Here is a 23,112-nt window from a genome sequence, read left to right on the forward strand (position 1 = left end):
CATCTTATCAGGCCTACGGTTTATCCCTTTATCTTAGGGTCCAGCGCGTCGCGCAGGCCATCTCCCAACATATTAAACGCCAGTACCGTCAGGAATATAGCTACTGCCGGGAAAATCGCCACGTGCGGCGCGATCACCATATCTGCCCGCGCTTCGTTAAGCATAGCCCCCCACTCCGGCGTTGGCGGCTGAGCACCTAACCCAAGAAATGACAAACTCGCGGCTGAAATAATCGATGTCCCGATACGCATGGTAAAAAAGACCACAATCGAGGAGACGGTTCCCGGCAGAATATGGTTGAAGATGATAGTTATATCGCTGGCACCGATGCTACGCGCCGACTCAATAAACGTCTGTTGCTTAAGTACCAGCGTATTCCCTCGCACCAGACGGGCGAAGGCCGGAATGGAGAAGACTGCGACAGCAATGATGACGTTAGCAATGCCACTTCCCAGCACCGCCACCACCGCAATTGCCAGCAAAATACCAGGAAAGGCGAACAGCACATCGCAGATGCGCATAATCAGCCGATCCCACCAGCCTTCGTAATAGCCCGCCACCAGTCCCAATACCGTCCCTATCGCCGCGCCAATAAAGACGGCAAAGACTCCCGCAGCCAGCGAGATTTGCGCACCGACCAACACGCGGCTGAAAATATCTCTACCCAATGAATCGACGCCAAACCAGTGCATCATCGTCGGGCCGTCATTCAGACGGTCATAATCGAAGTAATTCTCGGCATCAAACGGCGTCAGCCAGCGGGCAAATATCGCGACCAGGATCAAGGCCAGCACAAATATCCCGGCGATCATCGCCACGTGCTGGCGACGAAAACGACGCCAGAACTCATGCCATGGCGTACGGATCTGTTCAGGCTTCACGAGGGGCATCGCATTTAAAATCGCCTGCCGGCGCCAGTTAAAAAATCGCATCCTTACTTGTACCTGATAGCGGGATTAATGGCGGCATAGAGCACATCCACCACTAAGTTAATAAGAATAAACTCCAGAGAAAATAACAGAACCTCGGCCTGAATCACCGGATAGTCTCGCATTTCAACAGAGTCTACCAACAATCGCCCAAGCCCGGGCCAGTTGAACACTTTCTCAACCACAATTGAGCCACCAAGCAAAAAACCGAACTGCAATCCCATCATCGTAACGACCGGAATCATTGCGTTTCGCAGACCGTGTTTTAACACCACCCAGGTTTCACTTACCCCTTTCGCACGAGCAGTGCGCATGTAATCTTCGCTAAGCACATCGACAAACGAGGCACGGGTAAAACGTGCAAGCACCGCCGCCACCGCTGCACCGAGAGTGATGGAAGGCAGGATATAATGCAGCCAGGTGTCTGCGCCAACGGTTGGTAACCAGCCCAGCTCAACGGAGAATATCTGCATCAACAGCATACCAAGCGCAAAGGCCGGGAAAGATATCCCCGTTACCGCCAGCGCCATGCTCACCCTGTCCGGCCAACGGTTGCGCCATACGGCGGCGATGATCCCCGCCGTCATACCAAATAAAACCGCCCACGCCATACTGGCGATCGTCAGCCACAGGGACGGCATAAAGCGGCTGGCAATCTCTTCAGCCACCGGCCGACGGGAGACCATTGATGTCCCGAAATCGCCCTGCAAAACGTTAGTGATGTAATGCCAGAACTGAACATGCAGCGGCTGGTCCAGACCCAACTGCTGGCGCACCAGTTCAATAACCTCAGCGTCGGCCTCCGGCCCGGCAATCAGTCGGGCAGGGTCGCCTGGCAGCAGGTGGACAAATAAAAACACCAGCACCGCGACAATCAACAGGGTTGGAATTAGCCCCAGCAGGCGCTTGAAAACATAGTTAAGCATCAGACTCCCTTCGGCGGCCCCCGTTATTCAGGGGCCAAATGAATAGCTTATTGCAAATCCGCATCATCAAAACTAAATCCGGTATCCGGCATAATCCAGAATCCGGTCAAATTTGTACTGTGCGCAGAGATCAGTTTTTCCACCACTAACGGGATCCACGGCGACTCTTTCCAGATGATATCTTGCGCGTCTTTGTACAACTGCGCTTTTTGCGCCGGATCGTTGGTCTGCAATGCTGCCGATAAATCGCTGTCCACCTGCTTGTTACTGTAGAACGCCGTATTAAACAAGGTTGGCGGCCAGTTTTGTGAAGCAAACAGCGGCGACAGCGCCCAGTCAGCCTCGCCCGTAGACGCTGACCAGCCGGTGTAGAACATCCGCACCCCACTCTCTTTCTGCGCCTTCCCTTCAACTTCGGCGGCTCGCTGTCCGGCATCCATCGCCGTGACCTGTGCTTTAATGCCCACCTGCGCTAACTGCTGCTGCGTAAATTGCAGAACTTTCTGCGCGGTGCTGTGGTTATGCGACGACCACAGTGTGGTGGTAAACCCGTTGGGATAACCCGCCTCTTTTAACAATTCACGTGCCTTTGCCGGATCGTAAGGCCACGGCGTATAGCTTTGTGCGTAGGCAATCGCCGGAGGAAGAACACCTGTCGCTGGCGTCGCGTAACCGGCAAAAGCTACTTTCACCAGCGCCTGACGGTTGATGGCATAATTCAGCGCCTCACGCACCTTCGGGTTGTCGAACGGTTTTTGCGTGACGTTCATACTGATATAACGCTGCATTATTGACGGGCTGGCAACCAGTTGCAGATTTTTGTTCTTCGCCAGTAACGCAGCCTGCTCGTAAGGGATCGGGAAAGCAAACTGGGCTTCACCCGTCTGCAACATTGCCGCACGGGTATTGTTGTCCGTTACCGGACGCCAGGTAATCGTATCAAGCTTTGGCAATCCCTGCTGCCAGTAGCCTGGGAACTTCTTCACCTTAACAAAATCGGTCTGATTCCAGGTATCCAGTTGATAAGGGCCGGTACCAACAGGATGGAAACCAATCTCCTTGCCGTACTTTTCCAGTGCTGCTGGTGAAATCATCGCCGTTGCCGGATGCGCCAGGATATTGATAAATGCAGAGAACGGTTGTTTTAGCGTGATCTTCACCGTAGACGGATCGACGGCCTCGGTTTTATCAATATTCTTATACAAATTGTAGCGTTTAAGATGGTTTTCCGGATTACTGGCTCGATCAAGGTTGGCTTTTACCGCAGCGGCATTGAAGTCGGTCCCATCCTGAAACTTCACGCCCTGGCGCAGTTTGACGAGGTACGTCAGGCCATCAGCGGAAACGGTGTAGCTTTCCGCCAGCACGTTTTTCAGTTTCATCTCTTTATCAAGACCGAACAATCCCTGATAAAACGACTTCGCCACCGCCTGTGACAGCGTATCGTTCGCATCATACGGATCGAGCGTAGTGAAATTAGACCCTACCGCCACCACCACATTTTTGGCAGCCCAGGAAGGAGACGCAGCCAGTGCAGAGGCTACCCCCAGAGCAACCAGCCATTTTCGAGCAACAATTTTTGTCATGTTATTCTCCTGAACCCTGCCTGCCTGTTATAAACGCGAAAGCGCATTATCCGCTTGCGAACGCGCAACATAATGCCCCGGCCCAACTAACTGGAGTGAGACGGGGAAGATTTCTTCACCGCGTTTGCGGATATTGCTGGGGATATCATCCGACAGCAGTACGCGCTGCGGCCGGTGATGAGATGGGTCGGCGACTGGTACTGCCGACATCAATTTTCGGGTATAGGGATGTTGAGGATTTTCAAACACCGCCCGCCGGGTCCCAATTTCTACAATTTGTCCCAGATACATCACTGCCACACGGTGACTGATACGCTCTACTACCGCCATATCGTGAGAAATAAACAGGTATGCAATACCCATTTCGCGCTGCAGGTCGAGCAACAGGTTGATAATCTGTCCACGAATTGAGACATCCAGTGCGGAAACAGACTCATCGGCGATAATCACTTTCGGATTCAGCGCCAGCGCCCGGGCAATGCAAATACGCTGACGCTGCCCGCCCGAAAATTCATGCGGATAACGCCAGGCATGCTCAGGAAGCAACCCAACACGCTCCAGCAACCATGCCACGCGTTTTGCCGCTGCATCGCCTTGCAGTAAACCATGAACCCGCAGCGGTTCCAGAATCGAATATCCCACCGTCTGGCGAGGATCCAGTGATGCATAAGGGTCCTGGAAGATAAATTGTATATCCCGGCGCAGCGGCTGCAGCTTGCTGGCCGCCAGCGTATCAATACGTTGGCCGTTGAACGTTATCTCCCCACGCTGGGACTCCACCAGACGCAACAACGCGCGCCCGGTGGTGGACTTACCGCAGCCTGACTCCCCAACCAGCGATAGCGTTTCACCGGGCCAGAGATCAAAGCTGACGTTTTCTACTGCATGAACTTCGCGAGTTACGCGATTAAGAATGCCGCTACGCAATGGAAAACGCGTCACCAGATTGCGTACCCGCAAAATCGGCTCCCCCTCAACCACGGTGTCCTGTTCAGTCTCTGGTTCAATATGGTCAGGATCATGCAGGGAAATAAGCGGAAACCGACGCGGAAGGTCATGCCCGCTCATCGCTCCAAGCTGCGGTACGGCTGCCAGAAGCGCTTTAGTGTAGGGATGTTGGGGGGCGTGAAAAATCTGTTCAACGCTGCCGGTTTCTACAGCTTCCCCCTGATACATTACCAGCACACGATCGGCTATATCGGCAACAACCCCCATATCGTGGGTGATAAATATCACCCCCATGGACATATCCTGCTGTAACACTTTGATCAGCTGAAGGATCTGCGACTGAATAGTGACATCCAGCGCAGTTGTCGGCTCATCAGCAATCAATACCGCAGGACGGCAAGAGAGCGCCATCGCAATCATCACCCGCTGACGCATGCCGCCGGAAAGCTGATGCGGGTAGCGCGATAAAATGGCCCTCGACTCGGGAATACGCACCTGGTCGAGCATTCGTTTGGCCTCCGCCATCGCATCTTCACGATTTGCGCCCTGATGTAAGCGAATAGACTCGGCAATCTGTTCGCCAACGGTAAACACCGGGTTGAGTGACGTCATCGGCTCCTGGAAGATCATCGCGATATCCGCACCGCGTACATGACGCATCTGCGAGGCGCTTTGTTCACCGAGCTCAATTACCTGTCGGTTACGTCGCCGAAGCAGCATCTCATCGCAACTTACTTCACCGCCCGCCTGTTCTATCAGACGCATTAGTGACAAAGCAGTTACTGATTTCCCTGAACCGGATTCGCCAACAATCGCCAGCGTTTCTCCACGCTTCAGGCGAAATGACAGATTACGCACCGCGCTGATACGTTGCTGCTCCTGCTCAAAGGCAATATTCAGGTTGCTGACCGCCAGCACATCGCTGACATCAAGCTCATCACTGTGTGGCAACGGTATCTCCTTTCTCCCGGTAAATACCGGTAGTTGGCGTATCGCCGGCATATCCCCAGGCACGGTACATGCCTTCACTATTAAACGGTAAAGCGACGTTACCTTCATGATCGACGGCGATTAGCCCACCGCTGCCGCCCAACGCCGGTAATTTCTCCATCACCACGCGTTCGCACGCCTCTGATAAGCTCAGACCGCCATAATCCATCAGCGCCGCAATGTCATAAGCCGCCAGCGCACGAATAAATACTTCGCCAGTTCCCGTACAGGAGACAGCAACACTGGCATTATTGGCATAACACCCCGCACCGACCAGCGGACTGTCACCGACGCGCCCCGGCAATTTATTGGTCATACCACCCGTTGATGTCGCCGCAGCCAGATTGCCGTACTGATCCAGCGCTACCGCACCGACGGTCCCCATTTTATTGCGTTCGTCCAATGGCGAACCACTATGATCAAGTATCGTCTCATCCTCCGCACGCGCCGCCACAAGCTGTGCAAAACGCTCTGGTGTAGAGAAAATATCGGCAGCAACGCGCGTCATTCCCTGCGCAATGGCAAAATTTTCCGCCCCTTCCCCCACCATCATGACATGCGGACTGTGCTCCATCACCAGACGAGCAGCAAGGATCGGGTTTCGCAGGTGGCTAACCCCGGCAACAGCTCCCGCCTTCAGCGTATTACCGTCCATAACGCAAGCATCCAGCTCATGGGTTTCATCACGGGTAAACACCGCACCAATTCCGGCATTGAACAGAGGGCACTCTTCAAGCAGGCGTACGGCTTCGGTGACGACATCCAGCGCGTTTTGACCCGCTTCAAGCATCCGTTGCCCCACCTCAACGACATCTGACAGCGCCTGTATATAACGTAACTCCTGCTCCTGACTCAGTTGTGAGCGGGTTATTGCGCCAGCACCACCGTGAATTGCAATGACTGCTTTGCTCATTTTTATCGTCCATTAAGGTGGCTGGTATCGGGGTTATAAATATCAGAAATTCTGTGAGTTATTGATTCGATTTTTGAATATAGAAAGATGCAGACGTCATGTAAAGATAAAGCCCCGCACCTAAGACTGAGGTGGCATACTGTCGACGCCTGTTTTCTGACATAATGGCCAGATTCGATTTTGCCTCGCAGGAGTCTTCTCATGGAATTTACCACCGGACTGATGCCGCTCGAAACGGCACTCACTCAGATGCTGTCGTCTATTACCCCACTCACCGCAGTCGAAACGTTGCCCCTGGTTCAATGCTTCGGTCGTATTCTGGCAACTGACGTAGTCTCCCCTTGTGATGTACCGGGATTTGATAACTCGGCAATGGACGGCTACGCGGTACGTGTAGAGGATCTACAATCCGGTCAGCCGCTCACTGTTGCAGGTAAAGCCTTTGCCGGTCAGCCTTACCATGGTGAATGGCCAGCGGGAACCTGCATTCGTATTATGACTGGCGCACCGGTTCCTGCCGGTTGTGAAGCGGTGGTGATGCAGGAACAAACCGAACAAACTGACGGCGGCATCCGTTTTACTGCGGATGTCCGCACCGGGCAAAATATCCGTCGGCGCGGCGAAGATATTTCCAACGGCGCTGTTGTCTTTCCCGCAGGAACTCGCCTGACGACGGCTGAACTCCCCGTGCTGGCATCGCTGGGTATAGCTGAGGTCCAGGTGGTTCGCAAAGTGCGCGTAGCACTCTTCTCCACCGGTGATGAATTGCAGTTGCCAGGCCAACCGCTGGGCGACGGACAAATTTATGACACCAACCGCCTGACCGTGCATCTCATGCTGCAACAGTTGGGCTGCGAAGTAATCAACTTAGGCATTATCCGCGACGATCCAAATGCGTTACGCGCGGCGTTTATCGAAGCTGACAGCCAGGCCGACGTGGTTATCAGTTCCGGCGGTGTTTCTGTGGGTGAAGCAGACTACACCAAAACCATACTGGAAGAACTGGGAGAGATCGCGTTCTGGAAGCTGGCGATCAAGCCAGGCAAGCCATTTGCTTTCGGTAAACTAAGCAATAGCTGGTTTTGCGGTCTGCCGGGCAACCCGGTTTCTGCAGCCCTCACCTTCTATCAACTGGTGCAGCCACTTTTAGCGAAACTCAGTGGTAATACGGCCAGCGGGCTTCCACCTCGCCAGCGCGTGCGCACCGCATCACGCCTGAAAAAAACACCAGGGCGCCTGGATTTCCAACGCGGAGTATTGCAGCGCACGGCAGAAGGCGAACTGGAGGTCACCACCACCGGTCATCAGGGCTCGCATATTTTTAGCTCCTTCAGCCAGGGTAACTGTTTTATTGTACTGGAGCGCGACCGCGGTAACGTGGAGGCCGGAGAGTGGGTAGAGGTCGAACCGTTTAACGCACTGTTTAGAGGCCTGTAATGGCAGAACTCAGCGACCAGGAGATGATGCGCTATAACCGGCAAATCATCCTGCGCGGCTTTGATTTTGAAGGTCAGGAAGCGCTTAAAGAGGCGCGGGTACTGGTCGTTGGTCTGGGAGGACTTGGTTGTGCTGCTACCCAGTACCTGGCAGGTGCGGGTATCGGGCATTTGACCCTGCTCGACTTTGATACCGTTTCAGTTTCTAACCTCCAGCGCCAGACGCTTCACAGCGATGCTACGGTAGGGATGCCAAAAGTAGAGTCTGCTCGAGACGCACTGGCGCGGATCAATCCACATATTACGATTACGCCAATCAATGCGCTGCTGGATGACGCCGCTATTCATACGCTAATTGCTGAGCATGATCTGGTGCTGGATTGTACCGATAATGTCGCGGTGCGTAATCAGCTAAATGCCGCCTGTTTTGCCACTAAGATTCCACTTGTGTCCGGTGCGGCAATTCGCATGGAAGGGCAAATCAGCGTATTTACCTGGCAGGACGGAGAGGCCTGCTATCGCTGCCTGAGCCGACTGTTTGGCGAAAACGCCTTAACCTGCGTGGAAGCCGGGGTGATGTCTCCGCTAATTGGCGTGATCGGTTCATTGCAGGCAATGGAAGCAATTAAGTTACTGGCAAACTACGGTAAACCAGCGACAGGAAAGATCGTGATGTACGATGCAATGACCTGCCAGTTTCGCGAAATGAAGCTAATGCGTAACCCAGGCTGCGAGGTGTGCGGGCAGTAATATGTAGCCCCCGGTGACACACACTCGCCGGGGCTGCATAAAGCCAGTGTTCAATGCCTCAGTGATTTAACATCATCCTCAGAAAGCCCGGTGATTCTGACGATCAACTCCCGTGGAAGACCGTCTTCCAGCATTGAGCCAGCAATACGCAACGCTTCCTCACGGCGCCCTTCGGCTAGACCTTTTTCAAGACCACGTTGCATACCTTCCCGCAGCCCTTTCCTCTGTCCCGCCCTGTGTATTTTTTCTACAATGTTCATTGTACTCTCCTTGTATCCGGGTACCTGCTGCGCCAGTTTACGCATAAATCGACTAAATCTCGGTTTGTGTCCGTGCTGGATAAGCAGGTAATTAAACAGCGCTTTTAGCTGGCTGTCATTAGTGGTTCCAGTAGTCAGGAGCGAGGCCACTTTGTCTGCCAGCCCCATCAGATCACGCCGACGAATATGTTTTTGCATCAACTCCAGAAGCGCTACGCGTCGGTGCTGCATGATGTCATCATCCGGAACGACTGTGATATCCACTAATGGAAATGCCGACAGGTAAAGCTGATGTGCCAACGCCGGATTATCGAACTCATCCAGCCAGCACAACGAGAAAGGGTAAGGCGTGTCGATGCCGTGATAAAACAGCATCGGTACCACTAACGGTAACGTGTCATGCCCAGCGTCGAGATGGCTTTGCATTGCCGCTATCGCATAACGCATCAGGCGAAACGCCATATGAATATCGGGACTGCTTTGATGTTCAATCACCACATAGATATAACCATCACCCTCACTGGTTTTCATCGACCAGAGCACATCGGAATAATAGGCGCGCAAGTTTTCTTCGATGAAACTGGCGGGTTTCAGTTCTAATGTCGTGAGATCGCATAATGTACGTAACCTGGAGGGAAGATGAATTTCAATAAAGTCGCGGGCAGTCTCCGGATACTTTAAAAATGTTTTAAATAGCGCATCGTGCGGTGTGGAGGTGGGCGATTTCTTCATGGTGGTCCGTCACCTCATTCACATAATGACGCGACTGTACTCGCCATCGTGACGGATAACACCCAGACTTTATCGGATATACGAACACAGTTCGGAGATAAACCGCCTCAACTGTAACGGATTCATTTTTGCGGGATAGTGTACGCAGAAATGCCGGGCCAACCCGGCATATTCGGCTTAAAGAGATGTCCGACCAAACGCCCCCTGCCAGTCGTGCTCAAACTTGGCTACAGCGGCATCAACAGCCGGGGAACTTATCATCTGCTGAGCAACATCCAACGGCAGTGTGATGGCTTCGCAGCCGACCAGCAGGCAATCCAGCGCCTGACGTGGCGTTTTAAAGCTGGCAGCCAGAACTTTGGCGTGCGGAGCGTGCATTTTCAGTAAGTTCTGCAGATCGGCCACCATCTGAATCCCATCGCCCCCCTGCGCATCCACGCGGTTAACATAAGGTGCAACGTATTCTGCTCCCGCCAGCGCAGCTAACAATCCCTGTGCCGCACCATATACTCCCGTGCCCAGCGTCGGGATCCCTTCTTCCTTCAGTAACTTAATCGCCGCCAGACCTTCTGCTGTGACCGGTACTTTCACCACGATATCAGGAATAATGGCCCGAAGTTTACGCGCATCGCTAACCATACCCTCAGCGGTCGTCGCCATTACCTGAGCAAACAGACGCCCCCGGCCTCCCATCGCGTCATACAAAGCCGGTAGTAACATCTCCAGCGTCTTCTTGCCTGCTGCCACAATGCTCGGGTTTGTGGTCACTCCTGCCAGCGGAAAAATACGCGCCAGGGCTTTCACCGCGTCAATGTCAGACGTATCTAAATAGAGTTCCATAACCTTTCCTCAACGAATATTTGCCTGGATAAAAGGTAGCACGGCAAAACCTCGCAGTTAGTTGACGCACGTCAATATAACTTTCATTCGAAAGTAATTTAATCTTTATATGAAAGAAAAGAGGCCGCTTATGATTTTCAATATTCAGCGCTATTCCACTCACGATGGTCCCGGTATCCGTACCGTAGTGTTCCTTAAAGGATGCTCCCTGGGCTGTCGCTGGTGCCAGAATCCAGAGAGTCGCGCCCGTACACAGGATCTGTTATACGACGCGCGTCTGTGCCTGGACGGGTGCGACCTGTGTGCTCAGGCCGCACCCGCGGTGATTGAGCGTGCGCTGAACGGCCTGTTAATCCATCGCGAAAAACTAAGTGATGAAGCGATCGCTGCACTGACCCACTGCTGCCCAACTCAGGCACTGACCGTTTGCGGCGAAGTCAAAAGTGTGGAAGAAATCATGTCCACCGTGCTGCGCGATAAACCGTTTTACGATCGCAGCGGTGGCGGGATAACGCTTTCCGGCGGCGAACCGTTTATGCAGCCGGAACTGGCGGCAGAATTATTGAAAGCCAGCCACGACGCAGGTATTCACACGGCCGTCGAAACCTGTCTGCATGTACCGTGGAAGTATATTGAACCTTCATTACCAGACATCGATCTGTTTCTTGCCGATCTAAAACATGTGGCCGATGCGCCGTTTAAACAGTGGACCGATGGTAGCGCCTCACGCGTACTGGAAAATCTGAAAAAACTGGCCGCGGCCGGTAAAAAAATGATTATCCGCGTGCCGTTAATTCAGGGATTCAACGCTGACGAAGCAGCCATCAAAGCCATTACCGATTTTGCCGCCGATGAACTTCACGTCGGTGAGATTCATTTTTTGCCCTACCACACCCTGGGCATCAACAAATACCACTTACTCAGTCAACCCTACAACGCCCCGGATAAACCGCTTGATGCGCCTGCATTGCTTGAATTTGCCGAGCAGTATGCCTGCCATAAAGGTTTAACCGCGACCCTACGAGGATAACCGCCATGACCACACTGAAACTGGATATACTCAGCGATCGTATCAAAGCGCACAAAACGGCCCTGATCCACATCGTGAAACCGCCAGTCTGTACTGAGCGTGCCCAACACTACACCGAGATGTATCAGCAACATCTGGATAAGCCTGTCCCGGTTCGGCGCGCGCTGGCACTGGCGCATCATCTGGCGGAACGAACAATCTGGATCAAGCATGACGAGCTGATTATAGGTAACCAGGCAAGCGAAGTGCGCGCCGCGCCTATCTTCCCGGAATATACCGTTTCCTGGATTGAAAAAGAGATCGACGACCTGGCGGATCGACCAGGCGCAGGCTTTGCGGTTAGCGAAGAAAACAAGCGGGTACTGCATGAAATTTGCCCGTGGTGGCGTGGTCAGACCGTGCAGGATCGCTGCTACGGTATGTTCACCGACGAACAAAAAGGTTTGCTGGAAACCGGTATTATCAAAGCCGAAGGCAACATGACCTCTGGTGATGCGCATCTGGCGGTAAACTTCCCGCTGGTGCTGGAAAAAGGTCTTGATGGTCTGCGCCACAAAGTCGACGAGCGCCGTGCCCGCATTAACCTCACCTGCCTGGAAGACCTGCATGGCGATCAGTTCCTGAAAGCCATTGATATCGTCCTCGACGCGGTGAGTCTGCACATTGAGCGTTTTGCCGACCTGGCGCGTGAAATGGCGGCCACTGAGACCCGCGAAAGTCGCCGCGATGAACTGCTGGCAATAGCGGAAAACTGCGATGTTATTGCCCACCAGCCACCGCAGACCTTCTGGCAAGCGCTGCAATTGTGCTACTTCATCCAGTTGATTCTGCAAATTGAATCAAACGGTCACTCGGTATCGTTTGGTCGCATGGACCAGTATCTCTATCCGTTCTATCGTCGTGACGTGGAGCTGAACCAGTCACTGGATCGTGAGCATGCCATTGAACTGCTGCACAGCTGCTGGCTGAAACTGCTGGAAGTGAACAAAATCCGCTCCGGGTCCCACTCAAAAGCGTCAGCAGGCAGCCCGTTATATCAAAACGTTACCATTGGCGGGCAAAATCTGCTTAACGGTCAACCAACAGATGCGGTCAATCCGCTCTCTTATGCCATTCTGGAATCTTGCGGTCGTCTTCGTTCAACTCAGCCAAACCTCAGCGTGCGCTATCACGCGGGAATGAGTAACGATTTCCTTGATGCCTGCGTACAGGTAATTCGCTGCGGTTTCGGGATGCCGGCCTTTAACAATGATGAAATCGTCATCCCGGAATTCATTAAGCTCGGTATTGAACCTCAGGACGCTTACGACTATGCGGCGATTGGCTGCATCGAAACCGCCGTTGGCGGTAAGTGGGGCTACCGCTGCACCGGAATGAGCTTTATCAACTTTGCCCGCGTAATGCTGGCTGCACTGGAAGGTGGTCGTGATGCCACCAGCGGGAAAGTGTTCCTGCCACAGGAAAAAGCACTCTCCGCGGGTAACTTCGATAATTTCGACGAAGTAATGGCTGCCTGGGATACGCAGATCCGCTATTACACACGTAAATCCATCGAGATTGAGTACGTAGTCGATACCATGCTGGAGGAAAATGTTCATGACATTCTCTGCTCCGCACTGGTAGACGATTGTATTGAGCGTGCAAAAAGCATTAAGCAAGGCGGCGCAAAGTATGACTGGGTATCTGGCTTGCAGGTCGGTATTGCTAACCTCGGCAACAGTCTGGCGGCAGTGAAAAAATTAGTCTTCGATCAGGGGGTTATTGGTCAGCAACAGCTGGCTGCCGCACTGGCAGATGACTTTGACGGTCTGACTCATGAGCAGTTACGCCAGCGTCTGATCAACGGTGCGCCAAAATACGGTAATGATGATGACAGCGTCGATACTCTGTTGGCCCGCGCTTATCAGACCTATATCGACGAACTGAAACAGTACCATAACCCACGTTACGGTCGTGGCCCGGTTGGTGGCAATTACTATGCCGGTACTTCTTCCATCTCCGCAAACGTGCCGTTTGGTGCAGCAACCATGGCGACGCCGGATGGCCGTAAAGCCCATACTCCGCTGGCGGAAGGCGCGAGCCCGGCCTCCGGCACCGATCATCTCGGTCCGACTGCGGTTATTGGTTCGGTTGGCAAGTTGCCTACCGGCTCGATTCTCGGCGGCGTACTGCTCAATCAGAAACTGAATCCAGCGACGCTGGAGAATGAGTCTGATAAGCAGAAACTAATGATCCTGCTGCGCACCTTCTTTGAAGAGCACAAAGGCTGGCATATCCAGTACAACATCGTTTCCCGTGAAACGCTGCTGGAAGCCAAAAAACATCCGGATCAGTATCGTGATCTGGTGGTGCGTGTCGCTGGCTACTCCGCCTTCTTCACTGCCCTGTCTCCGGATGCGCAGGACGATATCATCGCCCGTACGGAACATATGCTGTAGCACCACTCGGATAACTACCGTGTTTATCCAGTCTTGAACCATTCCCCAATGGATTTCAAGTTGCAGGAACGCGGCAAGGCGGTACGTCCCCAGGAGCTTACATCAGTAAGCGACTGGGGCGAACCACCACTGCCAACGCACCTGTGGCGTGAAAGACGAAGTGGAAACTTTCATTCGAAATTAAATTTGTGCTGTAGGTCACATTGTTATTAGAATGTTGCTGGTTGCAGTGAAAGCCAGGAGCATTTATGACCATCAAAGTTATCGTCACCGATATGGACGGAACTTTTCTCGACGACGCCAAGCAATACGATCGTGAACGATTTATGGCGCAGTATCAGCAATTGAAAAAACAAGGCATTGAATTTGTCGTCGCCAGCGGTAACCAGTATTACCAGCTCATTTCCTTTTTCCCGGAACTCAAAGATGAAATCTCTTTTGTCGCAGAGAACGGTGCGCTGGTGTATGAGCATGGTAACCAGCTGTTTCACGGCGAGCTTACCCGCCATGAATCCCGTATCGTCATTGGCGAGCTGCTAAAAGATAAACAGCTCAACTTCGTAGCCTGCGGTCTGCAAAGCGCCTACGTCAGTGAAAATGCGCCGGACGCCTTTGTCTCCCTGATGTCGAAACACTATCACCGGCTGAAACCGGTAAAAGATTATCAGGATATCGATGATGTGCTGTTTAAGTTCTCACTAAATCTGCCCGATCAGCAAATCCCGTTGGTAATTGACCATCTGCATACCTCGCTGGACGGCATTATGAAGCCCGTCACCAGCGGCTTTGGCTTTATTGACCTGATTATTCCAGGTTTGCACAAAGCGAATGGTATCAGCCGCCTGCTAAAACGCTGGAACCTGTCTCCGCAGAACGTGGTAGCAATTGGCGACAGCGGCAACGATGCAGAAATGCTGAAAATGGCACGCTACTCTTTCGCCATGGCAAACGCAGCCGAGAGCATCAAATCCATTGCCCGTTATCAGACCAGTGATAACAACCATCAGGGTGCTCTGAACGTGATTCAGGCCGTGCTGGATAACACCTCCCCCTTTAACGCCTGAGCCTGTCTACCGGAGTACTCCACTCCGGTTTTCTCTCTTTTTGCATTCTGCGCCCCTCATCAAATTATTAAACTTGCATTAACTTATTTATAACTTATATTGTCATATGTAAGTTAAATTAGTTTCGAATGAAGATTTATGTGAGGTGGTTATGGCTTTTACTTTTACCAGCGACACATTGCCTGCTGATCATAAAGCAGCAATCCGTCAGATGAAGCAGGAACTGCGGGCGCAACTTGGTGATGTCCAACAGATCTTCAATCAGCTTAGCGATACCATTGCCACGAGGGTGGCAGAGATCAACGCCCTCAAAGCGCAGGGTGATGCCGTCTGGCCGATGCTCTCTTATGCCGATATCAAAGCGGGTACTGTCACATCAGAACAGCGTGAGCTGATTAAACGTCGCGGATGCGCGGTTATCAAAGGCCATTTCCCCCGCGAACAGGCTCTCGGCTGGGATCAGTCAATGTTGGACTATCTGGACCGCAACCGCTTTGATGAGGTCTACAAAGGACCGGGAGACAATTTCTTCGGTACCCTGAGCGCATCACGTCCTGAGATCTATCCGATTTACTGGTCACAGGCGCAAATGCAGGCCCGCCAGAGCGAGGAGATGGCTAATGCGCAGTCGCTTCTCAACCGGCTGTGGACGTTTGAAAGCGAGGGTAAACAGTGGTTTAACCCGGACGTCAGCGTCATCTATCCGGACCGTATTCGCCGCCGCCCACCGGGAACCACCTCTAAAGGCCTTGGAGCACATACTGACTCAGGTGCACTGGAACGCTGGCTGCTTCCGGCCTATCAGCGCGTTTTCGCCAACGTCTTTAATGGCAATCTGGCGAAATACGATCCGTGGCATGCGGCGCACCGCACTGAAGTCGAAGAGTACACGGTGGATAACACGACCAAATGTTCGGTGTTTCGTACATTCCAGGGCTGGACAGCGTTGTCCGATATGCTGCCAGGCCAGGGGCTGTTGCACGTAGTGCCTGTTCCTGAAGCCATGGCCTATATCCTGTTGCGGCCACTTCTGGACGATGTCCCGGAAGATGAACTGTGCGGCGTAGCGCCAGGAAGAGTGCTGCCAGTTTCAGAACAATGGCATCCGCTGCTGATCGAAGCGCTAACCAGCATTCCACAACTGGAGGCCGGAGATTCCGTCTGGTGGCATTGCGATGTGATCCACTCCGTAGCCCCTGTAGAAAATCAACAGGGCTGGGGTAATGTGATGTACATTCCCGCCGCACCGATGTGCGAGAAAAATCTCGCCTACGCCCATAAGGTGAAGGCGGCACTGGAAAAAGGCGCATCACCGGGCGATTTTCCGCGCGAAGATTATGAAACCGACTGGGAAGGACGCTTTAGGCTGGAGGATTTGAATATCCACGGCAAACGCGCACTGGGAATGATTTAATCATCATACAGGCCTTCTCTCTCTACGGCGGTGCGTCGTTTTCCCTGACGTATCCGCCGGACTGATTCACGTATTGTCAACGCGCCATTAAGCAACAGAGTGCCAATCGGGGCATCGGGTCGCACCAGCCGTTGCTGGAGCATATGTACCGCCTCAATGCCCAACTCATCACGTGGAACGTGTACTGCAGTTAAGAGAACATCCTGAACTGCCGCCAGATTAAAGCCATCAATGCTCATCACCGAGACATCCTGTGGTACCCGTAGCCCGTGCTTTTGCAGGGCACTGATCGTCCCTGCCGCCATAAAATCCCCGCCAACCAGAAACGCGGTCGGTAGCGTTTTCGCCGACGTCTGCTTCAGCCATTCGCTTATTTGTAGCTCCGTTTCTTTTGCACTGAAACTGGGCACCACCAGTAGATCGCGTTTGTCATTAAATTTCAGATTTCGCGATTGCCACGCATCGCGGATCCCTGCCAGCCGAAGCTCCATGGTGTAACGACGCAGACAAAGCACGTTGATGATTTCCCGATGTCCCATTTCAAAAAGGTATTCGGCCGCCAGTTCGCCAACCGCACGATGATCGGGAGCGATTGCAGGCAAACGAACATGCCTGTCGCGACAATTGATCAACACACACGGTTTGCCGACATCAACCATAAGATCATGAATATGCGGATCGTCAATGCCCAGCAAAATCACCGCCTGCGTTTCCGGCTCATTGATGCGTGTCAGGAAAAGCTGTGCATCACTATCCAACTCCTCCAGCGCGCAGTAACGCAGCCGTACTTCATGGGAAGCCAAGCCTTTACTTAAACTTTGCAGAACGCGGAAATAAAAGATATCAGACCGCTCATCGAATGCCCGTTGCGGTGCAAAAACCAACAGATTATTCAGCAGCAGTCGACCCGCAGCCATTCCCTCCATCACCCCCAGTTCCCGCGCACATGCCAGCACCTTACTCCGCGCTTTTTCGCTGGTGTTGGCCTTCCCTGCGAGAACGCGGGAAACAGTGCTGATAGAGAGCTGCGTCCGGGCTGCAATTTCTGCGATTTTTAACCTTTTATCCATTTTGTGATCTCGGTCCACCAGGTAAATGAAAAAATTTTCACAGCGTTCAGATTAAGCAGTAACTGACCTCGAAAGCATGATGCCAAATTCAGATGCATGGTTATGAGAAAGCTTGCACAAATTCTGCTATTACCGACCAAATTTCTCGCTTAAGGTTAATTTGCACAACGCTTCCATACTAGTTTGATATCAGTATTAATTAAAAAAAACAATTAACTATCAAAGTGATAGATATATATCAATCGAAATGGATTTCCCCCTACATCGTCCGTCTTGTGGAGAGAAAAAATGAGTCAGGACATTAACAACACGGTTGCGGCAAATAAAACTCGCCGGGTGATTAAAAATTTGCGCTGGTATGTGCTGGTGCTTTTTTTACTTGGCGTGACGGTTAACTACATCACCCGAAACTCTTTGGGTATTCTGGCTCCGGAGCTAAAACTGAGCCTGGGTATTACCACCGAACAATATTCCTGGATTGTCGGTGCCTTCCAGCTTGCCTATACACTTTTTCAACCTCTGTGCGGCTGGTTAATTGATGTAATCGGTCTGAAGCTCGGCTTTATGGTCTGCGCATGCTTGTGGGCTATTGCTTGTATCGCTCACGCGGGTGCTGGTAGCTGGCTGCATTTGGCGATCCTGCGCTTCTTTATGGGCGGTGCGGAAGCCGCCGCCACCCCAGCCAACGCCAAAACCCTTGGCGAATGGTTCCCGAAAGCTGAACGTCCTGTTGCTGCCGGTTGGGCTGGTGTGGGTTTCTCGATTGGCGCAATGCTGGCTCCACCAATTATTTATTTCGCGCACGCCTCATTTGGCTGGCAGGGCGCATTCATGTTCACTGGTGTGCTGGCGCTGCTGTGGGTCATTCTGTGGTGGGTGTTCTACCATAATCCGGAACAGCACCCGAATCTTAGCAAAGACGAGCTGGCCTGGATCAAGCAGGATAATGAAGCCGCCCCGGTAAAACTGCCCTTTTTCACCTCTCTGAAAGATGTCGCTAAAAACAAACGTTTTTACGGTATTGCCATCCCTGCTTTTATGGCCGAACCGGCCTGGGCAGTGTTCAGTTTTTGGATGCCGCTCTACTTCGCCAAAGAATACGATATGGATCTGAAGCAGATTGCCTTATTCGCCTGGCTACCGTTTCTCGCCGCCGACCTGGGTAGCGTAGCAAGTGGTTATCTGACCAAACTCTATACCCGCCTGTTCGGCTGTTCACGAGTTAACTCAACCATCGCCAGTTCTGTCACCGGCGCATTCCTGATGATTTCACTTGCCGTGGTAGCGCTCACCCGGGATCCGATTATTGCCGTGATCCTGATGTCCATTGGCGGCTTCGGGCATCAGATCATCTCCTGCATGTTAAGTGCGCTGGTCGTAGAGTCGTTTGATAAAGGCCAGATGGCGACCGTGAACGGCATGCGTGGTTCGGCGGCATGGATCGCCAGCTTCCTGTTCTCCCTTTTAATTGGGGTTACCGCTGACAAAATCGGCTTTAACCCGCTATTCATCGCCATGGGTTTCTTCGACCTGATTGGCGCTATTTTCCTGGTGGCATTTATTGCTGAACGTCGCGCCAAGCGCGCTTGATAGTGGATGTATTGCATATGAAAACCCTGAAGACCTGGACCGTTAATAAGCAGTCGGCTCATCATCTGGAACTGCTGGTGGATAACCAGCACCACCTGTGCCTGTACGTACTGGAAGACAATCTGTTCCGCGTACTGATTAGACGCAAAGGTGAACTGGCGCTGGACAGAACCTGGAGCATCGCCCCGCAGCAAGATGTCCCCTGGGAGGGGCGTCATCGCGATGATTTAAGCGGTTTTACCTGCCCTGCGTGGACTCTGGAACAACAGGATGAAACGGTGACAATCAGCACTAAACAGCTACGGGTCACTGTACATCACCCCCTGTGGCTGGAATGGCACTATCGTAATGACGCCGGAGAATGGCAACCGCTTGCCAGCGATCGCGCAACCAGTGCCTACCTGCTAAATGCGCACGGAGATGGCGTGGCACACTACCTGAGTCGTCGCAAAGATGAGCGTTTTTATGGCTTAGGTGAAAAAGCAGGTAATTTGCAGCGCAATGGCAAACGCTATGAAATGCGTAATCTTGATGCAATGGGTTATAACGCTGTCAGCACCGACCCGTTGTACAAACATATTCCGTTTACTATTACCCGTCGTGATGATGTGAGCTACGGTCTGTTTTATGACAATCTGAGCAGTTGCTGGCTGGATCTGGGAAATGAAATCGACAACTATCACACCGCGTATCGCCGCTGGCAGGCAGAAGCTGGTGATATTGATTACTACATGTTTACCGGAAAACGCGTCCTGGACGTCACCAAAGCGTTTGTACGTTTGACCGGAAAAACCCTGTTCGGACCTAAGTGGAGCCTGGGGTATAGCGGCTCGACGATGCATTACACTGACGCCCCGGATGCACAGAATCAGCTAATGAACTTCATTCGCCTGTGCGATAAGCATGCAATACCGTGCGATTCATTCCAGCTCTCTTCCGGCTATACCTCGATCAATGGTAAGCGCTACGTCTTCAACTGGAACTACGATAAAGTGCCGCAGCCGAAAGTGATGTCCCGCGCCTTCCATGAAGCTGGACTGAAACTCGCGGCAAACATCAAACCGTGCTTATTGCAAGACCACCCACGCTATAACGAAGTCGCCGAAAAGGGCCTGTTCATTCGTGATTCAGAAACGAATACGCCGGAACGCTCAAGTTTCTGGGATGACGAAGGGTCTAACCTCGACTTTACCAACCCACAAACCATTCAGTGGTGGCAGGAAGGAGTTACTACCCAACTGCTGGAAATGGGCATCGACTCGACCTGGAACGACAACAACGAGTTTGAAGTCTGGGACGGTGAAGCACGCTGCAACGGCTTTGGTCAGGAGATTGCTATCAAGCACATTCGACCAGTGATGCCACTGCTCATGATGCGCGCCTCGCTGGAAGCACAACAGCGATTTGCCCCGGAAAAACGTCCCTATCTGATCTCGCGTTCAGGCTGCGCCGGAATGCAACGCTACGTGCAAACCTGGAGCGGCGATAACCGTACCAGTTGGGACACACTGCGCTATAACACGCGGATGGGGCTGGGGATGAGTCTTTCCGGGCTGTATAACGTCGGTCACGACGTTGGCGGTTTTTCAGGCAACAAACCAGATGCCGAACTGTTTGTACGCTGGATACAAAACGGCGTGATGCACCCACGCTTTACTATCCATTCCTGGAATGATGACCATACAGTCAATGAACCCTGGATGTACCCAGCCGTCACCCCGGCCATTCGCAGCGCGATTGAACTACGTTACCGTCTGCTGCCCTACTTTTATACGCTGCTCTGGCAGGCGCATGCCGACGACGAACCAATGCTGCGTCCTACGTTCCTCGACCATGAACACGATGAGCAGACATTCGAAGAGTGCGATGACTTTCTGCTTGGCCGCGATATTTTAGTCGCCAGCGTGGTTGAGGCGGGCCAACGCCAGCGTCGCGTCTGGTTACCGGACAATGAAACCGGCTGGTACGATTTCTACACCCACGAATGGTTCTCCGGCGGTCAGTGGATCACCCGCGATGCCCCGCTGGAAAAACTGCCGCTACTGGTGCGTGCAGGTGCCGGTTTGCCAGTCAGCGAACGTATCAGTCACGTCAGTGTAGAGGAAGACAATAAGCGTGAGCTGAAGTTGTTCCCAGTCAAAGGTGTGGGAACGGCAACAGGTCTGCTGTTTGAAGACGATGGTGAAAGCTGGGGCTATCAGAACGGTAATGCCTTGTGGGTTGAATGGGAGATGATATGTGACAGTTCAACCATTAACCTCAAGGTTAAATCCCGTGGCGATTATCGTCCGGCGTGGAAAGCGCTGAAAGTTTCGTTACCGATAGGGGAACAACGCCAACTGTTGGTGAATGGTAAAGACGGGAGTGAGTGGGTGGTGTAATTGAATGCCGGGTGGCAACTTCGCCTTACCCGGCTTACAAGGCAGACTATTGGCCCGGTCAGCGTAGCGCCACCGGGCCACAATGTTTAGCCGTCGATCCCTTTACTACGCAGATAATCTTCGTAGTTACCGGTGAAGTCGATTACGCGTTCCGGCGTAATTTCAATCACGCGAGTTGCCAGCGAACTCACGAACTCGCGGTCGTGAGAAACGAAGATCAGCGTGCCCTGATACATTTCCAGCGCCATGTTCAGCGATTCAATCGATTCCATATCCAGGTGGTTGGTTGGTTCATCCATCACCAGAATATTCGGTTTCTGCATCATCAGCTTACCGAACAGCATGCGCCCTTTTTCACCACCGGACAGCACCTTCGCAGGCTTTTTGATATCGTCCTGGCTGAACAGCAGGCGACCGAGGAAGCTACGTACAACTTGCTCATCGTCCCCTTCCTGTTTCCACTGGCTCATCCACTCGAATACGGTCAGATCGTTTTCAAACTCATATTCGTGATCCTGCGCGTAGTAACCTACTTGCGCGTTTTCAGACCACTTCACCGTACCGTTATCCGGCTGCAGTTCACCCACCAGCGTTTTCAGCATGGTTGATTTACCCACGCCGTTAGCGCCCAGGATGGCAATCTTCTCGCCCACTTCCAAAAGCAGGTTGAAGTTTTTAAACAGTGGGCCTTCATCAAAGCCTTTAGCCAGCGCTTCCACTTCCAGCGCGTTACGGAACAGTTTCTTATCCTGCTCGAAACGGATGAATGGGTTCTGGCGGCTGGAGGCCTTCACTTCGTCGAGTTTGATCTTATCAATCTGGCGCGCACGAGAGGTCGCCTGACGAGATTTCGACGCGTTAGCACTGAAGCGGCTGACGAAAGATTGCAGATCGGCAATCTGCGCTTTTTTCTTGGCGTTATCTGCCAACAGACGCTCGCGAGCCTGCGTTGCCGCCGTCATATATTCGTCGTAGTTGCCCGGGTAAACACGCAGCTCGCCGTAGTCCAGATCCGCCATGTGCGTACAGACCATGTTCAGGAAGTGACGGTCGTGCGAAATGATGATCATGGTGCTGTCACGCTCGTTCAGCGTCTGCTCCAGCCAGCGGATGGTATCAATATCCAGGTTGTTCGTTGGTTCGTCGAGCAACAGAATATCCGGGTTAGAGAACAGCGCCTGTGCCAGAAGCACACGCAGTTTCCAGCCAGGAGCGACTTCGCTCATCGGTCCGTAATGTTGTTCTACCGGAATACCCACACCCAGCAGCAATTCGCCCGCACGTGCTTCTGCGGAGTAACCGTCCATCTCGCCGTATTTCACTTCGAGGTCGGCAACTTTATAGCCGTCTTCTTCGCTCATTTCCGGCAGCGCATAGATACGATCGCGTTCCTGCTTCACTTCCCACAGTTCAGCGTGCCCCATAATAACGGTGTCCAGCACAGTGAACTCTTCAAAAGCAAACTGATCCTGACGCAGCTTACCGATGCGTTCATTCGGATCGAGTGAAACGTTACCCAGCGTCGGCTCAAGATCGCCGCCGAGAATTTTCATAAAAGTGGATTTACCGCTACCGTTCGCGCCAATCAGGCCGTAACGGTTGCCGCCGCCAAATTTGACGGAAATATTTTCAAACAGCGGCTTACTGCCGAACTGCATGGTGACGTTGCTGGAAACTAACACTGGCGTATCCTGAAAGAAATATGTGACAAACCGCTTATTATGCCATAACTCTAAAATAAGATCGCGCCTTCGTGCTGAAGGGATAAAGTGAAAGCAAACGGAAAAAAATGTGATTTAGTACACATCCGAATTC

17 protein-coding genes are annotated in these 23,112 nt (G+C 52.6%); 8 read left to right on the forward strand and 9 right to left on the reverse strand.

What is annotated here, in order from left to right; translation table 11 throughout:
- Positions 1-20 precede the first annotated feature (20 nt).
- The 5 genes from gsiD to iaaA are packed head-to-tail and all read right to left on the reverse strand — an operon-like array spanning position 21 to position 6,292.
- Positions 21-932: a glutathione ABC transporter permease GsiD gene (gene gsiD / locus OH663_RS17215; protein ID WP_200010690.1), complete on the reverse strand. Its 912-nt coding sequence runs from the start codon at positions 930-932 to the stop codon at positions 21-23.
- Between the two features lie 2 nt (positions 933-934).
- The gene (gsiC, locus tag OH663_RS17220) at positions 935-1,855 is read right to left on the reverse strand and encodes a glutathione ABC transporter permease GsiC (protein WP_045441210.1); all 921 of its coding nucleotides are present in this window, start codon (positions 1,853-1,855) and stop codon (positions 935-937) included.
- A 47-nt stretch (positions 1,856-1,902) separates the two neighbouring features.
- Positions 1,903-3,441: a glutathione ABC transporter substrate-binding protein GsiB gene (gene gsiB, locus OH663_RS17225; protein ID WP_200010688.1), complete on the reverse strand. Its 1,539-nt coding sequence runs from the start codon at positions 3,439-3,441 to the stop codon at positions 1,903-1,905.
- 27 nt (positions 3,442-3,468) lie between these two features.
- Entirely contained in the window at positions 3,469-5,340 is a 1,872-nt protein-coding gene (gene gsiA / locus OH663_RS17230; RefSeq protein ID WP_048221784.1) for a glutathione ABC transporter ATP-binding protein GsiA, read from the reverse strand.
- Positions 5,327-6,292, reverse strand: a complete 966-nt coding sequence (gene iaaA, locus OH663_RS17235; RefSeq protein WP_200010686.1) for a beta-aspartyl-peptidase — start codon at positions 6,290-6,292, stop codon at positions 5,327-5,329. Before iaaA ends, gsiA begins: the two co-directional genes overlap by 14 nt.
- A gap of 201 nt (positions 6,293-6,493) precedes the next feature.
- Here iaaA and moeA point away from each other — a divergent pair, with 201 nt between their 5' ends.
- Positions 6,494-7,729 carry a molybdopterin molybdotransferase MoeA gene (moeA, locus tag OH663_RS17240; protein ID WP_263525784.1) on the forward strand — a complete coding sequence of 412 codons (1,236 nt, stop codon included), beginning with the start codon at positions 6,494-6,496 and terminating at the stop codon, positions 7,727-7,729.
- Positions 7,729-8,478 carry a molybdopterin-synthase adenylyltransferase MoeB gene (gene moeB / locus OH663_RS17245; RefSeq protein WP_045441205.1) on the forward strand — a complete coding sequence of 250 codons (750 nt, stop codon included), beginning with the start codon at positions 7,729-7,731 and terminating at the stop codon, positions 8,476-8,478. Before moeA ends, moeB begins: the two co-directional genes overlap by 1 nt.
- A gap of 50 nt (positions 8,479-8,528) precedes the next feature.
- Here the strand turns inward: moeB and OH663_RS17250 are convergent, their stop codons facing one another.
- Together OH663_RS17250 and fsa are read right to left on the reverse strand one after the other, a co-directional pair.
- The gene (locus OH663_RS17250; protein WP_200010683.1) at positions 8,529-9,470 is read right to left on the reverse strand and encodes an Rpn family recombination-promoting nuclease/putative transposase; all 942 of its coding nucleotides are present in this window, start codon (positions 9,468-9,470) and stop codon (positions 8,529-8,531) included.
- Positions 9,471-9,647: 177 nt separating this feature from the next.
- Positions 9,648-10,310, reverse strand: a complete 663-nt coding sequence (fsa, locus tag OH663_RS17255; RefSeq protein ID WP_200010680.1) for a fructose-6-phosphate aldolase — start codon at positions 10,308-10,310, stop codon at positions 9,648-9,650.
- Positions 10,311-10,440: 130 nt separating this feature from the next.
- On the opposite strand from fsa, the gene OH663_RS17260 reads away from it, so the two are divergent.
- The 4 genes from OH663_RS17260 (at position 10,441) to OH663_RS17275 (ending at position 16,256) form a co-directional block, all read left to right on the forward strand.
- Entirely contained in the window at positions 10,441-11,340 is a 900-nt protein-coding gene (locus tag OH663_RS17260) for a glycyl-radical enzyme activating protein (RefSeq protein WP_200010677.1), read from the forward strand.
- Between the two features lie 5 nt (positions 11,341-11,345).
- On the forward strand, positions 11,346-13,778 hold the full coding sequence (locus tag OH663_RS17265; protein ID WP_200010674.1) for a glycyl radical protein: 2,433 nt from the start codon (positions 11,346-11,348) through the stop codon (positions 13,776-13,778).
- 248 nt (positions 13,779-14,026) lie between these two features.
- Positions 14,027-14,842, forward strand: a complete 816-nt coding sequence (locus OH663_RS17270) for a Cof-type HAD-IIB family hydrolase (RefSeq protein WP_200010671.1) — start codon at positions 14,027-14,029, stop codon at positions 14,840-14,842.
- A gap of 151 nt (positions 14,843-14,993) precedes the next feature.
- On the forward strand, positions 14,994-16,256 hold the full coding sequence (locus OH663_RS17275) for a DUF1479 domain-containing protein (RefSeq protein WP_045441199.1): 1,263 nt from the start codon (positions 14,994-14,996) through the stop codon (positions 16,254-16,256).
- Here OH663_RS17275 and OH663_RS17280 read toward each other — a convergent pair.
- A complete protein-coding gene (locus OH663_RS17280; protein ID WP_045441198.1) occupies positions 16,253-17,326 on the reverse strand; it encodes a LacI family DNA-binding transcriptional regulator in 1,074 nt (357 codons plus the stop codon). The two genes, OH663_RS17275 and OH663_RS17280, sit on opposite strands and share 4 nt — an antisense overlap.
- A 288-nt stretch (positions 17,327-17,614) precedes the next feature.
- Here OH663_RS17280 and OH663_RS17285 point away from each other — a divergent pair, with 288 nt between their 5' ends.
- Together OH663_RS17285 and OH663_RS17290 are read left to right on the forward strand one after the other, a co-directional pair.
- Complete coding sequence (locus OH663_RS17285; RefSeq protein WP_045441197.1) at positions 17,615-18,916, forward strand: MFS transporter; 1,302 nt, start codon at positions 17,615-17,617, stop codon at positions 18,914-18,916.
- Positions 18,917-18,933: 17 nt separating this feature from the next.
- On the forward strand, positions 18,934-21,297 hold the full coding sequence (locus tag OH663_RS17290; protein ID WP_200010669.1) for a glycoside hydrolase family 31 protein: 2,364 nt from the start codon (positions 18,934-18,936) through the stop codon (positions 21,295-21,297).
- Between the two features lie 86 nt (positions 21,298-21,383).
- On the opposite strand, the gene OH663_RS17295 is transcribed toward OH663_RS17290, so the two are convergent.
- The gene (locus OH663_RS17295; RefSeq protein ID WP_048221791.1) at positions 21,384-22,979 is read right to left on the reverse strand and encodes an ABC-F family ATPase; all 1,596 of its coding nucleotides are present in this window, start codon (positions 22,977-22,979) and stop codon (positions 21,384-21,386) included.
- Positions 22,980-23,112: the final 133 nt, after the last annotated feature.

This window comes from Citrobacter sp. Marseille-Q5395 (genome assembly GCF_947057495.1).
Classification (GTDB): domain Bacteria; phylum Pseudomonadota; class Gammaproteobacteria; order Enterobacterales; family Enterobacteriaceae; genus Citrobacter; species Citrobacter murliniae.

Excerpts from the sequence above, each read along its gene's own strand:
- moeB (WP_045441205.1), top strand. The coding sequence starts at position 7,729 with ATGGCAGAACTCAGCGACCAGGAGATGATGCGCTATAACCGGCAAATC.
- moeA (WP_263525784.1), top strand. The coding sequence starts at position 6,494 with ATGGAATTTACCACCGGACTGATGCCGCTCGAAACGGCACTCACTCAG.
- OH663_RS17285 (WP_045441197.1), top strand. The coding sequence starts at position 17,615 with ATGAGTCAGGACATTAACAACACGGTTGCGGCAAATAAAACTCGCCGG.
- gsiC (WP_045441210.1), bottom strand. The coding sequence starts at position 1,855 with ATGCTTAACTATGTTTTCAAGCGCCTGCTGGGGCTAATTCCAACCCTG.
- OH663_RS17280 (WP_045441198.1), bottom strand. The coding sequence starts at position 17,326 with ATGGATAAAAGGTTAAAAATCGCAGAAATTGCAGCCCGGACGCAGCTC.
- iaaA (WP_200010686.1), bottom strand. The coding sequence starts at position 6,292 with ATGAGCAAAGCAGTCATTGCAATTCACGGTGGTGCTGGCGCAATAACC.
- OH663_RS17290 (WP_200010669.1), top strand. The coding sequence starts at position 18,934 with ATGAAAACCCTGAAGACCTGGACCGTTAATAAGCAGTCGGCTCATCAT.
- fsa (WP_200010680.1), bottom strand. The coding sequence starts at position 10,310 with ATGGAACTCTATTTAGATACGTCTGACATTGACGCGGTGAAAGCCCTG.
- OH663_RS17270 (WP_200010671.1), top strand. The coding sequence starts at position 14,027 with ATGACCATCAAAGTTATCGTCACCGATATGGACGGAACTTTTCTCGAC.
- OH663_RS17265 (WP_200010674.1), top strand. The coding sequence starts at position 11,346 with ATGACCACACTGAAACTGGATATACTCAGCGATCGTATCAAAGCGCAC.
- gsiD (WP_200010690.1), bottom strand. The coding sequence starts at position 932 with ATGCGATTTTTTAACTGGCGCCGGCAGGCGATTTTAAATGCGATGCCC.
- gsiB (WP_200010688.1), bottom strand. The coding sequence starts at position 3,441 with ATGACAAAAATTGTTGCTCGAAAATGGCTGGTTGCTCTGGGGGTAGCC.
- OH663_RS17275 (WP_045441199.1), top strand. The coding sequence starts at position 14,994 with ATGGCTTTTACTTTTACCAGCGACACATTGCCTGCTGATCATAAAGCA.
- OH663_RS17250 (WP_200010683.1), bottom strand. The coding sequence starts at position 9,470 with ATGAAGAAATCGCCCACCTCCACACCGCACGATGCGCTATTTAAAACA.
- OH663_RS17260 (WP_200010677.1), top strand. The coding sequence starts at position 10,441 with ATGATTTTCAATATTCAGCGCTATTCCACTCACGATGGTCCCGGTATC.